Origin of the sequence: Desulfosalsimonas sp., assembly GCF_046483245.1 — a bacterium.
Taxonomy (GTDB): Bacteria; Desulfobacterota; Desulfobacteria; order Desulfobacterales; family Desulfosalsimonadaceae; genus Desulfosalsimonas.
The window spans coordinates 1-15,801 of sequence record NZ_JAWODO010000102.1; the positions used below are offsets into that span (position 1 = coordinate 1).

14 protein-coding genes are annotated in these 15,801 nt (G+C 55.5%); 8 read left to right on the forward strand and 6 right to left on the reverse strand.

Annotated features, from left to right (window positions below; all coding sequences use genetic code 11):
• Nucleotides 1-1,151 (forward strand): IS1634 family transposase (locus R6U41_RS09075; RefSeq protein ID WP_410269519.1); only part of this gene is annotated, 1,151 nt, incomplete at its 5' end.
• Nucleotides 1,152-1,300: 149 nt separating this feature from the next.
• On the opposite strand, the gene cooS is transcribed toward R6U41_RS09075, so the two are convergent.
• The 3 genes from cooS to R6U41_RS09090 all read right to left on the reverse strand — a co-directional run bounded on the left by cooS (nt 1,301) and on the right by R6U41_RS09090 (nt 5,108).
• Nucleotides 1,301-3,178: an anaerobic carbon-monoxide dehydrogenase catalytic subunit gene (gene cooS, locus R6U41_RS09080; RefSeq protein ID WP_410269520.1), complete on the reverse strand. Its 1,878-nt coding sequence runs from the start codon at nt 3,176-3,178 to the stop codon at nt 1,301-1,303.
• A 16-nt stretch (nt 3,179-3,194) separates the two neighbouring features.
• A complete protein-coding gene (locus R6U41_RS09085; RefSeq protein WP_410269521.1) occupies nt 3,195-3,797 on the reverse strand; it encodes a 4Fe-4S dicluster domain-containing protein in 603 nt (200 codons plus the stop codon).
• 75 nt (nt 3,798-3,872) lie between these two features.
• Complete coding sequence (locus R6U41_RS09090) at nt 3,873-5,108, reverse strand: NAD(P)/FAD-dependent oxidoreductase (RefSeq protein ID WP_410269522.1); 1,236 nt, start codon at nt 5,106-5,108, stop codon at nt 3,873-3,875.
• An 808-nt stretch (nt 5,109-5,916) separates the two neighbouring features.
• Between R6U41_RS09090 and R6U41_RS09095 the strand changes: the two genes are divergently transcribed.
• Nucleotides 5,917-6,357: an Hsp20/alpha crystallin family protein gene (locus tag R6U41_RS09095; RefSeq protein WP_410269523.1), complete on the forward strand. Its 441-nt coding sequence runs from the start codon at nt 5,917-5,919 to the stop codon at nt 6,355-6,357.
• A gap of 90 nt (nt 6,358-6,447) precedes the next feature.
• Here the strand turns inward: R6U41_RS09095 and R6U41_RS09100 are convergent, their stop codons facing one another.
• Entirely contained in the window at nt 6,448-7,512 is a 1,065-nt protein-coding gene (locus R6U41_RS09100; RefSeq protein ID WP_410269524.1) for a branched-chain amino acid aminotransferase, read from the reverse strand.
• Nucleotides 7,513-7,723: 211 nt separating this feature from the next.
• On the opposite strand from R6U41_RS09100, the gene R6U41_RS09105 reads away from it, so the two are divergent.
• Genes R6U41_RS09105 through R6U41_RS09120 form a run of 4 tightly spaced genes read left to right on the forward strand, consistent with a single transcriptional unit; the run spans nt 7,724 to nt 10,067 of the window.
• Nucleotides 7,724-7,897: a hypothetical protein gene (locus R6U41_RS09105; protein WP_410269525.1), complete on the forward strand. Its 174-nt coding sequence runs from the start codon at nt 7,724-7,726 to the stop codon at nt 7,895-7,897.
• 24 nt (nt 7,898-7,921) lie between these two features.
• Nucleotides 7,922-9,094, forward strand: coding sequence for a class II aldolase/adducin family protein (locus R6U41_RS09110; RefSeq protein ID WP_410269526.1), 1,173 nt, complete (start codon nt 7,922-7,924; stop codon nt 9,092-9,094).
• A 14-nt stretch (nt 9,095-9,108) separates the two neighbouring features.
• Nucleotides 9,109-9,693 carry an AAA family ATPase gene (locus R6U41_RS09115; protein WP_410269527.1) on the forward strand — a complete coding sequence of 195 codons (585 nt, stop codon included), beginning with the start codon at nt 9,109-9,111 and terminating at the stop codon, nt 9,691-9,693.
• Entirely contained in the window at nt 9,657-10,067 is a 411-nt protein-coding gene (locus tag R6U41_RS09120; RefSeq protein ID WP_410269528.1) for a hypothetical protein, read from the forward strand. The genes R6U41_RS09115 and R6U41_RS09120 overlap by 37 nt, the downstream gene beginning before the upstream one ends.
• 153 nt (nt 10,068-10,220) lie before the next feature.
• On the opposite strand, the gene R6U41_RS09125 is transcribed toward R6U41_RS09120, so the two are convergent.
• Nucleotides 10,221-11,870, reverse strand: a complete 1,650-nt coding sequence (locus R6U41_RS09125) for a fatty acid--CoA ligase (RefSeq protein WP_410269529.1) — start codon at nt 11,868-11,870, stop codon at nt 10,221-10,223.
• A gap of 270 nt (nt 11,871-12,140) precedes the next feature.
• On the opposite strand from R6U41_RS09125, the gene R6U41_RS09130 reads away from it, so the two are divergent.
• Nucleotides 12,141-13,670 carry an AMP-binding protein gene (locus R6U41_RS09130; protein ID WP_410269530.1) on the forward strand — a complete coding sequence of 510 codons (1,530 nt, stop codon included), beginning with the start codon at nt 12,141-12,143 and terminating at the stop codon, nt 13,668-13,670.
• Nucleotides 13,671-13,694: 24 nt separating this feature from the next.
• On the opposite strand, the gene R6U41_RS09135 is transcribed toward R6U41_RS09130, so the two are convergent.
• Nucleotides 13,695-14,309, reverse strand: coding sequence for a hypothetical protein (locus R6U41_RS09135; RefSeq protein ID WP_410269531.1), 615 nt, complete (start codon nt 14,307-14,309; stop codon nt 13,695-13,697).
• Between the two features lie 317 nt (nt 14,310-14,626).
• Between R6U41_RS09135 and R6U41_RS09140 the strand changes: the two genes are divergently transcribed.
• Nucleotides 14,627-15,801 (forward strand): PAS domain S-box protein (locus tag R6U41_RS09140; RefSeq protein ID WP_410269532.1); only part of this gene is annotated, 1,175 nt, incomplete at its 3' end.

The window sequence follows — 15,801 nt, forward strand, 5'->3', positions numbered from 1 at the left end:
ACGTTGGACATCTACCCATCGTAAAGCATTATGCCGACAAGCTGAACCTGGTCGAGACCATAAATGCCATAGTCGACAGCGAGATGGAAATAGCTCCAGGCACGGCAGTACTGGCCATGGTTCTCGATTCCCTTTCCGGAAGAACGCCTTTATACCGGCTCAAGCATTTCTTCGAGGATAAAGACACCGAGCTGCTGCTCGGTACTGAAACCGACCCCGTACGCTTTTGCGATCACACCATTGGACGCGTGCTGGATAAGCTGTTTGAAACCGGCACCAAATTCGTCAGCAGGCTTCCTGCAACTTACGCAGAATGCAGCCGGGCAATCAAAGAAGCCGTCGAAGCCGACCAATGGCACGATATCGGTGCAATCTCAGAATCAACAGGCACAGCCAAGCGCCCGCCTGCCCATTATCAAATATATGAAACCACTATCACCATCAACGGCCGGGACTATCGAGGTCTCGTGGTTCACTCCAGTGCCCATGACAAAAGGCGACATAAACGCATTGATCGCTTGGTTGCCGAAAAGCGCAAAGAACTGGAGGCCATTTGCAAAGAGGCCTCTACTTCCTATTTTTGCCAACCCGACGCCCTGGCCGCGGCAGAAAAGCTCGCTGCGGCTGCCAGCGGCAGCTACCATCGAGTGGAAACGCAAATCAAAAAGGTCGCCAAATATGACCGGGGCCGGCCTCCAAAAAACCAAACCCGCCGAGCCAGAGGCTACCAATACCATCTGGAAACCAAAATCAGCCAAGACCCTGATGCCATTGCCCCTCTGCGTTTGGAAGCCGGGTGCTTCGTTTTGATCACCAACCTGGCAGAAGAATCGGAACTTGGACAATGGTCAGCAAAGCGCCTGCTTCAACTCTACAAGAACCAACATGGCATTGAACAAAACTTCGGTTTTCTAAAGGATCCCGTGATCGTTAACAGCATCTTTTTAAAAAGTCCCCAACGGATCGAAGTCCTCGGCCTGGTTCTTCTGATTGCCCTTCTGATCTGGCGACTGATGGAACGCAGTATGCGCCAATACATCGGAAAGCACGGGCGAGGCGATACCCGGTTGGGAGGGCCGACCAACGAAAAAACCAACAGCGTTTATGATGACTACAAAGTTTGCAAACGTGTCGGTAGTCAAAATAGGTGACAAAAGGCAGCTGGCTTATCCATTGCGCTCCGTGCATTTGGAGTATCTCAAGGCATTAAACGTGGACCCGGATATTTTTACTCATCCATAGCACCCCATGAAAAATTATTCACTGACCGGCAGAAAGGGGGTGTGGAAAGTATGCGAAATTACACCGCTGCCGCGTCCAGGCCCAGTTTCCGGCGCTGGTTTTCAATGTGGCCGCGGATGAGCAGGGCGGCTTTTTCCGGGTCCGGCTCCACTGCGAAGGTGGCGCCCACCACTTCGTCAAGGCCTTCTGTGAGCAGTGCCACCACGTTCATGCTGCCGGCAATGGGCGGCATGGGGCCCAGGACCGTATAAATGCCGGATGCCACCACATAGGCGCCGATGGAAACGGCTTTTTCTGAGTACCACTCGGGCGCGGCCCCAGCCAGGGGCAGGTCGCTGATATCGGTTCCAAGGGCGTTGGCCAGGGATGCGGCCAGCACCAGGATGCGCACATTGTCCACACACGAGCCGAAATGCAGCACCGGCGGTATTCCCAAAGACCCGCACACCTCCTTTAAGCCCGGACCGGCATGGGATATGGCCTCTGCCACCTTGAACCCGGCCTTGGCAGTGGCCACGGCCGCACATCCCGTGTCCACCACCAGGATATCGTTTTCAATCAGCCGCTTTGTCAGGGTTACATGGCCGTAGTCATGCTTGATCTTGGGGTTGTTGCAGCCCACAATGCCCGCGGCGCCACGGATTTTGCCCGCCTTGATGGCATCGAGCAAAGGCTCTGGCGTGCCCCCTAAAGCACCCACAACCGCTTCCACGGAAAAACCGCCCACTGCATCCAGCGGCTCCACCGGAATATAGGTCTCACCGCGATTGGCAAAGTTTTCAATGGCGGCCTTGACCACGTCATAGGCTTTTTTCTGCGCGTTGTCCGGGTGGAATTCCACGTGCTCCATGCCCGGAAATCGTGCCTTGTCGCTGGTGCTGATCATTTTTGTGTGATAGCAGGCCGCCACCTTTGAAAGTGCGGGCATGATGCACTGATAATCCACGATCATCATTTCAATGGCACCGGTGGCAATGATGAGCTCGGTCATCAGATGGTTGCCGGCCATGGGAATGCCGTGGCGCATGAGCAGTTCATTTCCGGTGCAGCACAGGCCGCACAGATTGATGCCTTTTGCCCCCTTTGCCTCGGCCAGCTTTGCCATTTCCGGGTCCTGGCAGGCGGCCATGACCATTTCCGAAACCACCGGGTTATGGCCGTGGACCACCACATTGACCTGGTCTGCCTTTAGCACCCCGGCATTGACCTTTGTGGGGGCGGGCTTGGGGGTGCCAAACAGGATGTCTGAGACTTCCGTGGCAATCATGGACCCGCCCCAGCCGTCTGACAGGGCGTTTCGCAGGCCGTGGAGCAGCAGACTCTGCCAGCCGTTGTCCACGCCCATGTGGGTGCGGTGCATGGCCTCCGAGGTTTCCCGGTCAATGCCCCGGGGCATGATATTGAGCTTGCGCCACAACTGCTGTCTTTTTTCCGGTGCCCGGGCGGCCAGGGCCAGTTCCTTTTTGCGGGTGCCGAAATCCTCCTGCATGGCATGGGCCAGTTCTCCGGCAACTTGTTCCGGTGTTTTGCCGTCTGCGGCAATGCCGTATTCGGCGGCCACACGGTTGAGTTTCTCCGTATCCGTGATTGCGTAACCCGGGGCCTTGTTTTCAGCCACTGATGCCAGCACTTCCACCAGGTCCCGTCCGTGGTCCGAATGGGCTGCGGCTCCGGCGGCAATCATCCGGCACAGGTTCCGGGCCACGATAATATCGGCGTCTGCGCCGCACACACCCTGCTGGGGGCCTTCGCCGAACGGATCCACCCGGCAGGGACCCATGGCGCAGATCCGGCAGCTCAATCCCAGATCGCAGAATCCGCACTGGGGCTGCTGGGCGGCATGGCGGTCCCAGACGGTTTCCACCTGGTCGGATTCCATTTTTTTGATCAAAAGTTGGCCGTCCTTGGTGATAGTATAGGTATGGTGGTGCGTCATTGTCCCGTCCTCCCTTTTATGTTGACAGGTTGATTTCTTTTTCAGCCCTTTTGACCGTGTTCAGCAGCGAAAAGCCCGGGGCATGGTCGGCCGGGACAGATTCTGCTCTTATGCTGCGGGCCACCTGGTCGGTTTTATTCTTCATGGCCGCATCCATTTCTTCAAAAGTCAGCGCTCCTGTCTTGCAGACTTCCACGCAGGCCGGAATCAGCCCATTATGCTGGCGGGCAATGCAGTTGTCGCATTTGACGGCAATGGTTTTGCCCGCAGGCGCCAGGGGATCGGCGTGATACCGGATCACCCCGTAGGGACAGGCCATGGCGCACGATGCGCAGTTGATGCACACGTCCGGGTTGATGAGCACGGTGTTGGTGGTGGTCTGCCGGTAAATGGCCCCGGGAAGGCAGGCCATCTGGCACGGGGCGGGATCGCAGTGCCGGCACCGGTTGGGAAACCCCTCATCATAGAGCCCTGCACCCACGTGGATTCTCGGTCTGGGCCGGGGCGATTCGGAGATGGCTGAAATCAGAGCCCCGGTTTTCGAATGGGCAGCCGCGCAGGCGAGCATGCACTGCATGCATCCCACGCAGCGTTGAGGATGAACAATGACCTGTTTCATAAGCTTTCCTCCCTGCCGCATGGGGCGGCATATGAAATCAATGCGATCGGTCTGCCGGATTGTCCGGTGGTCCGGTTACCGGCCCAAAAGCCGACTGACGTTAAATCCCGGGTCCAGCAGGTGATGTGCAGATATTTTCACGGGCGTGCGGCTCTGGATCAGCGAGGTGAGCACGCCGCCCTGTTCGATTTGGTTGATCATGACAAATCCCACCAGGATTTGATCCTGGAATACAAGCTTGCGATAGGTTTGGCGTCCGGGGTCACGGGCGGAGAAAAACCGGCAGGACTCGTCGGTGTCCCTGGGGCTGACCCGGCCGGCGGTCATCACGTCTGTGTCAAACATGCGCATCACGTTTCTGGAAAGGCTGCCCCTGTAGCCCAGGGCTTGGCCGGCCATGTTGAATCCCGCGACCCGGCCCTGGGCCGCGGCTTCGGGCCAGATGGCGTTGACCCATTTTTTCTGGCGGGCAATGTCGATGTGCTCGGCCACATCCCCTGCGGCATATATGCCGGGCGCATTTGTGGCCATGTGATCGTCGACCAGGATGCCCGCATCCGTATCAATGCGGTCTGTGGGAACAAACCCGTGGGCCGGAAACACCCCTTTTCCGATAATGGCCATGTCGCACGGGATCTGGCTGCCGTCGGACAGATGGGCGGTCTGCACCCGGCCGTTGCCCTCAAAAGCGGTGACCGAAATTTCCGTGCGCACGGTCAGCCCGTGGTCGCAGAGCACCTGCTGGATCATTTCTCCGGCGGTTTCATCCACCTGCATGGAAAGGGGATAGCCCGACCGGATAAGCATGGTGACGCCAATATTTCGCTTAAGCAGGCTGTAGGCGGCCTTGAACCCCACGAGTCCGCCGCCGAGCACCAGGGCATGCCGGGTATCGGCCAGGGTGGCGATCATCTCCTGCACCTGGGCAATATTGCGCATGAAAAAAATGTTTTTGAGATCCAGGCCTTGGGCGTCAAGAGGCCTGGGATCGGCGCCGGCGGCGATCAGCAGCCGGTCATATGCGAAGATTTGACCGCCTTTTGTGGTCACAGTGCGTTCGTTGACATCCAAAGAGGTCACGCGGCTGCCGAGCGCGGGCGTGATGGAAAGCCGGTCGTAGAAGTCCGGCCCCCGGATGGGCAGCCTGGAAACATCCACGGCCCCTTCCAGAAGGTTGCTGATCATGGGACGGCAGTAAGGGGGGTGGCTTTCGTCTGAAATCATGGTGATTTGGCCGCGGGCATCAATGTGCCGGATGGCTTCTGCGGCGGTTACGCCTGCAACACCGTTTCCGATAATCACGTAATTCATAACGGCGCCTCGGTGAAAGGAGGGTGGACGGATAGAGTTTTAATTCACCGGATAACAAAACAATAAAATAAAAGTCATTTGATTGCAACAGGGATTCACCAAAGCCAGGCAGGCGGCTTAAACGGTTTTCGCATGTCACCGGCCGGGTGCGGGTGTGTTTGTCTGCGGATCGATTTGGCCGGTTGTCCCGGGAGTCTTGGCTGGAATTTCAAAAACTCGGGCTGATCGCCCTCAGACAGTTTGAAATTCCGGGCGCCAAGCCCCCCGGGACAACCTTTAGGCCAAATCGCTCCAATGCAGCCCAACACACCCGCACCCGGCCGGTGACATGGATGACTCCCCAGGGAAGTTATCAAGCAATAAAGAAGTAAGTTTTTGATTTTACTTAACACTTAATCACTTAAAGCTTAACATTGCCTGTAAAAAACACTTCCAAGGAAATCCAAGGGCGGGGTCTGCTTTTGAAGCGACATTGAGCGTTTTTGCGTGAAAATTTAAACTGTTGGAGGAATGCATAGCGAATTTGTATATTTTAAGCAAAAGTATTTGATGAATCCGCAAAAACGATCAGGAGCGAAAAAGCTGACGCCGACCGCAGGATTTCCTTCCTGCAACAACAGCGGACGCAGTAAAAAGCTTTTTACGAGTTCATCAAGTTTGATGCACCCGTAAAAGTCTGATTATAGATGGCGCCGTAAAAATTTCAGCCGTCCCCCTTGAACAGGTTCCGGAAGTGATTATTATAGAGGTGAAAGGAAAGGATGAACAACAAAAACAAATTGTTAAAAAATAAAAGGAGGTGAAAGATATGGCACTGGTACGATGGAATCCCTGGACCACGCTGCCCACTCTTCAGGATCGGATCAACCGGCTGTTTGAGGATGCGGTTCCGGCAGCCGAGGGCAGAGAGGATGTCGGCCTGTTTGAATGGCGGCCCATGGTGGATACCTATGAAAAGGATGACGCCATTATGATCAAGGCCGAGCTGCCCGGCGTGAAAAAGGACGATATATCCATTGATGTCAACAACGGCGTGCTTTCCATCAAGGGAGAGCGCAAGCATGAAGAAGATGTCAACGAGGATAACTACTACCGAAGAGAACGGTTTTACGGCAAGTTCCAGCGTGCCTTCACGCTGCCGGACAACGCGGATCCCGACAAGATCGAAGCCGGATTCAAAGACGGCGTACTTGAGGTGAAAGTACCCAAGACCGAGCAAAGCAAGGGCAAAAAGGTCGAGATCAAGTAAGAAGGTGCACGGAAGAACCGCGCCGGTAAAACAAAAACGGGGTGCAGACGCCAAGGGGTCTGTACCCCGTTTTTTATTTGTACCCTGATTTTAATCCACCTTGTGAACCCAGCCCTCGGTATCCTGTGTGCGGCCGTACTGGATGTCGGTGATGGCGTCGAAAAATTTCCGGGCCCAGGAGCCCACTTTTCCGTCGCCAATGGCAAGGGTCTTGTCCTTGTATTTGATCTGGCCCACCGGCGAGATCACTGCTGCGGTGCCCGAGCCGAAGCATTCCTGGAGTTTGCCGGCCTCATGGGCTTCGACCACTTCGTCAATGGAGATGCGCCGCTGGGTGACCGGATGTCCCCATTTTTCGGCCATGGCAATGACCGAATCCCGGGTGATGCCCGATAAGATGCTGCCGGACAGGGCGGGTGTGATGATTTCGTCGTCAATGACAAAAAAGATGTTCATGGAGCCCACTTCCTCCACGTATTTGCGCTCCACTCCGTCTAACCACAGCACCTGGGTATAGCCCTTGTGATGGGCCTCTTCTCCGGCATACAGGCTGGCCGCGTAATTGCCCGCGGTTTTCACCTCGCCCACGCCGCCGGGCACGGCCCGGACATATTTTTCCGTCACCCAGATTTTCACCGGGTTGAACCCTTCCTTGTAATAGGCCCCCACCGGGCTCAGGATGATGAAAAACCGGTAGGTGTAGGATGCCCGCACGCCCAGAAACGGATCCATGGCAATGATGGTGGGCCGGATGTAAAGAGACGTGCCCGGGGCCGAGGGCACCCAGCGCTTTTCAATTTTGAGCAGCTCTTTTAGCGCGTTGAGGGCCAAATTCTCGTCGATTTCCGGAATGCACATGCGATGGGCGGACTGGTTAAAACGGGTGAAATTTTGCTCCGGGCGGAACAGCTGGATTTTATCTTCCGGGGTTTTAAACGCTTTTAACCCCTCGAAGATGGACTGGCCGTAGTGGAGCACCATGGTGGACGGATTCATGGTAATGGGTCCGTAGGGCTCGATGCGCGGGTTGTGCCAGCCGTTGTCCAAATCATAGTCCATGTTGAACATGTGGTCTGTAAAAAGGGTGCCGAAAGCCAGTTCGGATTCGTCTGGCAGGTCCTTTAGGGACCCGGCTTTCTGGATGCTGATTTCCATGGTGATACTCCGTTTTTCCGATTGGTCTCTGTCAGGTAAAGATTATAAAAACCTGTTGATTTTTATACGTTTATCCATTTGCCGCCGTTAAGACGTTTTTTACGTTAACGTCAAAAGCCCGGATGATCAAGAAAATTTATCCGGCCGGGCAAAAAAGCCAGGGTTTTTCCCCTTGATTGCCGCCTGCAGCGGTGATAGGAATTCAATTGTGATGGAAACAAGCATACACCCGAATCCTGCGCCGGCATCCCCATATCTGGTCTGCCCGTTTAAAAAAGGCAGGCCCAAAAAGCACATTGATGTCTGCCGCAAATGCCGGAAAAACCGCAAGTGCGCCATATATCAGGATTATATGCAGCCGGGATTGTTTCCGGGATGGCGGTAACACCTATTTCCCCCAAAGATGGCCATGGACTCCGATATTTCTTCATATGCCCAAAGACTCTGCCGAAGCGGCCTGGCCGCAGATGAGGCCCTTTTGTGGGCTGCGCCCGGGCAGGGTCAGCCCCGCTGGAACCGCCACCACCCGGTTTGTGCCCGGCTCGATCCCCTGCTGGAAAAGCCCGGGATCGGGGCGGTGGTTTACGCCCGGCCGGCCGAGCCCTATGCCGGGATCTTCGACTATCTGGCCCGGACTGCCGCAGACGGGGTGATCCGTCCCCGGGATTCTGAAACCCGGGTGTTTTTAACCGACCTGCCGGTGGCCGAAAGCCCGGATCCGGACCGCCTGGGCCCGGCGTTGTCGGATCGCAGATGCCTAGTGATTCCCGGCTTTGGCCTCCTTGCCCATGGCAAAGACATGGCCGAAGCCTGCGTTTGTTTTTCCGCTGCCTGTTTTGCCGGGTTTGTGAAGTTTTTTGCAGACTCTCTCCAGGCAAGCCGGACAGGCAACATCGGCCGGGACCGGATCCGAACATTTGAGCGCGCCTGCACCTATCTTTCAGCGACGGCCGTGTTTGAAGGCGGGCTCATGCGCGGCCCGTTTGAAACCGAGGCGGACGCGCGCGCGGCCATTATCGAGGCCGGCCGGGCCGTTGTCGGCCACGGGCTTGTGGATGCCAGCTTCGGCAATCTTTCCTACCGCCTGGGCCACAGCCTGTATATCACCACTTCAGGCAGCTTTCTGGATGATCTCAAGGATTCGGTTGCAGCAATAAACCTGGATACCGGCGCTGTGAGCGGCGGCAGGCCGTCGTCTGAACTGCCGGCCCACGAGCGGATCGCCGGCCAGACCAATTTTTTGGCCATTGTTCACGGCCATCCCCTGTTTTCCGTGATCCTGTCCATGGACTGCCATGAAACCGATTGCCCGCATTCAGGCGACTGCCACCGGCTTTGTCCCCGGAGCCGGCAGGTGTGCTCGGTGCCGGTGGTCTCCGGTGAGACCGGCGGCGGTCCTTACGGGCTTTCCCAAACCGTGCCGCCGGCAATCAGGAGCAACAAGGCCGCCATTGTTTACGGACACGGGGTGTTTAGCTGTGCGGCCAGTGATTTTAACAATGCCCTGGGCCGGATGGTAACCATTGAACATCTCTGCCGAAAGACCTATTTCGAGCAGATCGGCATCCAGATTCGGCCATAGCGGAAGGATCATAGATGGAATTTGAAAGCATCGAGGATGTGACCTGCAGGCTTGAACGCGCCGGTTACATCCCTTCCCGGGAAATTGCCACGGTGGTGTTTTTGGCCGCTGCCACCCAAAAGCCCATCCTTGTGGAAGGCCCGGCCGGCGGGGGCAAGACAGAGCTGGCCCGGGCCGTGGCCCGGTGCCTGGGCCGGGACAAGATCCGGCTTCAGTGCTACGAGGGCTTAGATGAGGCCAAGGCCCTGTACGAATGGGAATATGCCAAGCAGCTGCTCTACACCCAGATGATCAAGGAGAAGATCAATGATTTGATCGCCGGGGCTGACAGCATTGCCGAGGCCGTGGAGCGCATTGCCGAGCAGGAGGACGCGTTTTTTCCGAGCGCTTCATCCTTGCCCGGCCCCTTTGGCAGGCCATTTCTTCGGATAAGCCCGTGGTGCTGCTCATCGATGAAATCGACAAGGCCGATCCGGAATTTGAGGCGTTTTTGCTGGAGCTGCTCTCGGAATTCCAGGTCTCCATCCCGGAGCTGGGCATCCGCAAGGCCAGGCACATCCCCATGGTGGTGCTCACCTCCAACAACTACCGGGACATGAGCGATGCATTAAAGCGCCGGTGCATTCATCTGTATATCGACTACCCGGAACCGGAGCTGGAAAAACGCATTATCCGTCTGAAGCTGCCGGGCATTGACGAGGCCCTGGCTGACCGGCTGGTCTGTGCCGTCAACCATATCCGGGAGCTGGACATGAAAAAACGGCCCTGCATTTCCGAGACACTGGATTGGGCCCAGGCCCTGATGGTCTTAAACATTGATGAATTGTCCTGCCAGTGGCTCAATCCCGAACCCGAAGCCTTCTGGGGTACGGGCGACAGCGAAATGCACACCTACAAGGCCCATTGCCACGAAGTGCGAACCTGCCAGAACCTTAATCAGCTCATTGATTTTATCGAAGAACTGGTGCTCTGACACTGTTTGAAAACAAGTGCAAAAACAGGACTTGACTTTTCACTGGCCCCGGCTTTCCTTCTATGGGTCGGATAAAACCGGATGCGGGCGGACCGATTCAGGCCCGCCTGCATCCGGTTGGTTTATATTCCACTGAAGCTGGGGGTCTGAGCATCAGGAAGTAAACTGGGTCCGGATGTCTTTTTTGTTGATTTTGCCAACACTGGTCTTGGGGATTTCAACAACGATCTGCACGCGGTTGGGCACGCCGTACTTTGGGATTTCCCCGGCGTCCACGAATTTCATGAAAAAGTCGCGCAGCTCGTCTTCGGTGACCTTGTCCTTGTGGCTGTCTTTGACCACCACCAGCACCAGGGGCCGTTCCCCCCATTTTTCGTCGGGCACGCCGATGGCGGCTGATTCGCTGACAGCCTCGTGCTGGCTGATGATATCTTCCAGGGTCAGCGAGGAAATCCATTCCCCGCCGGTTTTGATCACGTCTTTTAACCGGTCGGTGATTTGCAGATATCCCTCTTCATCCACGTATCCGATATCGCCGGTATGCAGCCATCCGCCCTGCCAGAGCTCCTCGCTTTTTTCCGCATCCTTGGTGTAGCCCTGGGTCAGCCACGGCGAGCGCACCACCACTTCACCGGTGGACTGGCCGTCATGGGGCAGGGTGTTGCCCTGCGGGTCCCAGATCCGCAGGTAGACGTTGGGCGCGGGCCGGCCGGTGCGGCAGCGGTACTTGACCTGCTGGTCCTCGCTCCAGTTCATCATCTTGGGTTTGAGCACCGCGGATGTCAGCAGTGGGCAGGTTTCGGACATGCCGTAGGCGGCATAGATGTTAATGCCCAGTTTCAGGGCTTCCCTACAAAGCCCGCGCGGCAGGGCCGAGCCACCGATGATCACCTTCCAGCCGGTGAGATCAAACTGCTTGATGGCCGGGCTGGAGACCAGCATGTGCATGATGGTGGGCACGCAATGGGAAAAGGTGACTTTTTCCGAGACCAGCAGCTTGAGCAGCATTTCCGGCTCGTACCGGCCGGGATAGACCTGCTTGGCTCCCAGCAGGGTCATGACATAGGGCACGCCCCAGGCATGGACGTGAAACATCGGGGTGATGGGCATGTAGACGTCTTTGGAGGTGATCGGCGCCTGGGATTCAAACCCGGCCAGGTTGGCCAGCATGCCGTAGGTGTGCATCATCAGCTGTCGGTGGCTGAAAAACACGCCCTTGGGCAGACCGGTGGTTCCGGTGGTGTAGAAGGTGGTGGCCATGGTGTTTTCGTCAAAATCCGGAAAATCATAGGATTTATCCGCCTTGTTGACCATGTCTTCGTATTCCCCGTCTATGGTCAGGGAGGTGTCCGGTTTTTTGCCGCTGTCGCTGATCAGGATGATTTTCTTGACCGTGGTGAACTTGTCCTTGACCGACTCGAGAAGCGGGAGAAATTCTTCGTTTACGAGGATGATATCGTCTTCGGCATCATTGATGGTATAGATCAGCTGCTCGGGGGAAAGGCGCACGTTAATGGTGTGGAGCACCGCGCCCATCATGGGAACGGCAAAAAAACATTCCAGGTAGCGGTGGCTGTCCCAGTCCATGACCGCCACGGTGCTGCCCGGGCCCACGCCCTGGGATGCCAGGGTGTTTGCCAGTTGATGGATTCTTCGGTTTAAGTCCCGGTATGTGTAGCGGTTGAGGTCCCGGTAAATGATCTCCCGGTCCGGAAAATAGATCAGGGGCGTTTCCAGGATGTGCTTGATCAGAAGCTGATAATTGTAGGCCGAAGGGGTGGGATCGATTTTTCGAAACGTCATGCATGCCTCCTTGCGCTGTCAGTATAAGGGTTAAACCAGATAAAAGTGAAATCAGGGGTTAAAATAAAATCAATGTAAACCTTTTTGAAATAAATTTAAACCAGAATTCACACGTATCCAAAGCTTGGCTTGCGTTCGGGGGGTAAAACAATGTATTATCCCATAAATTTATCGAATCCGTCCTGCGGGTCAGGACAAAACATTGGATCGCAGATGCGGAAAGCTGGAAAATTATTGGGCCATAAATGACTTGCTGTGCAACAAGGGGGAATGATGGGACTTCGGGATTATACCATTTATGATTTTATCTGCCGCAATGCAGTTTTGTATGCCGATCAGGAGGCAATTGTTTATAAGGACGTCCGCTTGACCCATCGGGAGTTCAAGCACAAGTGTGACAGTCTGGCAACCGGGCTTTTGCGTGCCGGCATTGGGCCCGGCGACCGGCTGGCCGTGGTAGCGCACAATTGCGATGAATTCGTGATTCTCTACGGGGCCGCCGCAAAAATCGGCGCCATTGTCGTGCCGGTCAACTGGCGTTTTTCCGCAGACGAAGTGGCTTATGTGTTAAAAGATGCTACTCCCGTGTTCGTGTTTGCCGGCCCGGACTACCGGGATCAGGTGCTGGCACTGCAGTCTGAAACCGATATTGAAAATTATTATACCATTGGCGGCGGGGATGCACCGGCCGGCTATGAACCGTTTTCCGCCCTTTATGATGACCCTGGTGCTGAAGATGCAATCGATATAACCGCGGAGACGGGTTTTGTGATCATTCATACCGCGGCTGTTGAGGGCCGGCCGCGCGGGGCGCTGCTGAGTCAGGGAAACATCTGTGCCATTGATTTTCAGCGAATCGCCAGCGAGGGGTTTGGCCCGGAGTCCTGCCACATGTGCATTCTGCCCCTTTTCCATATTGCCGGGTTGGCCAGGCTCATGGCGGTCATGCACGCGGGTGGGAAAAACGTGATTTTTGAACGTTTTGAACCGGAGCAGGTATTAAAAGGCATTGAAGCGGAAAAAGGCACCACGTTTTTCAACTTTTCCCCGATTTTGAAACGCCTGATCGACAAGCACCGGGAATTGGGCGGCAGCATTGATCTTTCGAGCCTGCGTACCGTGGGTGGACTGGATCAATCCGAAAACCTGGAGCAGTTCGGCCGGATCGCGCCCAATGTTTCATTCGGGGCGGGATTTGGGCAGACCGAGGCCATGGCCGTGACCTGGGCCCCGTATAGCGAGCGGCCGGGAAGCGCGGGCAAGCCCACCATCATTGCACAGGTGGCCCTGTTTGACGATGATGACCAGCCCGTGGCCGTCGGCGGGGAGGGCGAGATCTGCGTTCGCGGTCCCTCTGTTTTTCTCGGTTACTGGAACCGGGTGGCGGACACCGCGCATATGTTTCGCAACAACTGGCATCATACCGGGGATATCGGCCGGTTTGATCTGGACGGCTATCTTTGGTATGTAAAGCGAAAACCGGAAAAAGAGCTGATCAAGCCGGGCGGAGAAAATGTCTATCCCGCGGAGGTCGAGGGCGTGATCATGGAACATCCCGACATTGCGGAGGTCAGCGTTATCGGCGTGCCGGACCGGCAGTGGGGCGAGGCGGTCCTGGCCGTGTGCGTGACACAGCCCGGCAAAACCATAGGGGAAAAGGATCTGATTGATTTTGTGGCTTCCCGGATCGCCCGGTACAAGAAGCCGCATTCCGTAGTGTTTGTCGATGCTCTGCCCAAAACCGGAAAGGGCGAAATTGACCGGGATCAGGTCAAAAATGAGCACGGCGGAAAATATTGATCCTCATTTTCGGCATCCGGAAAATCAATTCGTGTCAGACGGGTCTCCGTGTTCCAAAAACAGTTCAAGGCTGGCGACAAGGATGAAAAAGTAGCCCAGCATTTCCAGACATTCCTCTAAAAGGCGCTTGTAGTCCCTATCGTAATCGTCGCCCAGCAGGGGTTCGAGAAACGGCCCGTGTCCGGTTAACTGGCCGTATATCACAACGATCAGCCCGGCCCACATGAGGGCGAAAACAGGCGTTGCAGCAAACCGTGCCAGTTCCCGGCCAAAGATCCTTCTGTTGTACCAGGCCAGCAAAATTGCTGAAACCACCAGAATGGCCGCGGGTGCCTGCCAGCCGCCAACGGGTATGGCCTGATCCAGCAGGGCGTCGCACTCGCGGACCATAGCAAGCAGCGCCGCAAATGCCGTTATTACGGGAAAAATTTTTCCCCCCGGCTTCCGGCGCATTGCCGCGGCCATCATGAGTGCTGCCGAGACGCCCAGAACAGCAAACTGGAGCCATTCCAAAATCCCGCCTTCCTTGAATTGCTCAATATCGCCGAATCCGGCCACGTAGTTCAAAAAACCGCCCAGGAGCAGCAAAAGCAGGGTATAGACGAAAAAACGGATAAGAACCGACTGGTTGTTTTTCATATAAAAGCCCAGTTTCTCCATTGTGATAAACTTGATGGCACCGTAAAGTCCAATATCTGCGTTATGCGCATTCCCTTAGAATTTCACGTACGGCTAAGCAGGCTGCATTCTTCGGAATTGCGCAAGGCTTGATTTTGAACTGTTTGCGGCGCCATCTGAAAACTTACTTTTTTACGCAGTTCTCAAATTTTTTCAAAGCTTGAGAAAAACTTTTTTATAGCATAAAATCAGATTCATCGGAAATTGATTTTTTTGGGCGCGGCTTGCGTGCATGTTAGCCGTTGCTATGCAATCCATTGGATACCATATGTGGGAATATGACAGGGAAATTGACACGGCAGGCGTTAGAGCAACGGGTTCGCGATCTGGAAGCGGAAATCGCAGGCCTCAAACGTTTGCAGGGCCAATCGCCGGAACCGGATAAAAACGCTGCTGGTCCGCAAAGCGCTGAGCAGTATTACCGGCTGATCATTGAAAATGCAGCCGATTTGATTTTTACGGTCAATGAAAAAGGCGAGTTTGTCTACATTTCTCCTAATTGCCGCTTTATTCTGGGCTATGAGCCCGAGGCCTTTATCGGCCAATCTTTTGTTCCTTTTGTGCATCCTGATGACACTCCGGGTGTTTACAGCATCCTTTCCGAGGTTTTTACCCGGTACCAGAATAACGGCGCCAACGGGGTCGGCCGTCTGAACCTGGAATATCGGGCGCTGACCCGTGACGGCGAATTCAAATGGCTCTCTGCCGGAAACACCCTTGTCAAGGAAACGGACCGGAATGTGGAAGTGGTCTGCATTGCCAAGGATATCACGGAACAAAAGGAGGCGGCCCGGAAACTGGAAGAAAGCGAACAGCGGTATCGTTTTCTGGTCGAGGAATCCAATGATATTATCTGGACCTTTGATTTGTCCTCTATGACCTTTGTCTATGTTTCCAGGTCCGTGGAGCGGATCCTTGGCCTTCCCCAGGATCAGGCCAGCGGAGTGGGACTTGATGATATTTTTGACCCGGAAACCGAAAAGAAAGTAAGGGCTGCTTTTGAATTTGCAGCTACGGATCCGGACGGTGACGGCCGGGTGATGACAGAGGCCGATCATCTGGGGAAAAATGGGCAAAAGGTCAGCATGGAGGTCAATGCGGTGCTCCACAGGGATGCCGGGGGCAAGCCCGTATCCTTTACCGGTGTCTCCCGGGATATCACGGAGCGCAATGCCGCCGTCCGGGAAAGGGAAAAGCTCCAGGCACAGCTCAGACATGCCCGGCAGATGGAGGCCATTGGAACCCTGGCCGGGGGCATTGCCCATGATTTCAACAATATTCTTTTCTCTGTGACCGGATACACTGAATTGGCCCTGGATGAAGCGGCCGAAGGCAGTCAGCTGCATCAGAATCTCTGCCAGGTGCTGGCTGCCGGAAATCGTGCCAGGGATCTGGTCAGGCAGATTCTGGCCATCACCCGAAATGAAAAACAGGCCTTCCGGCCCGTGGCCGT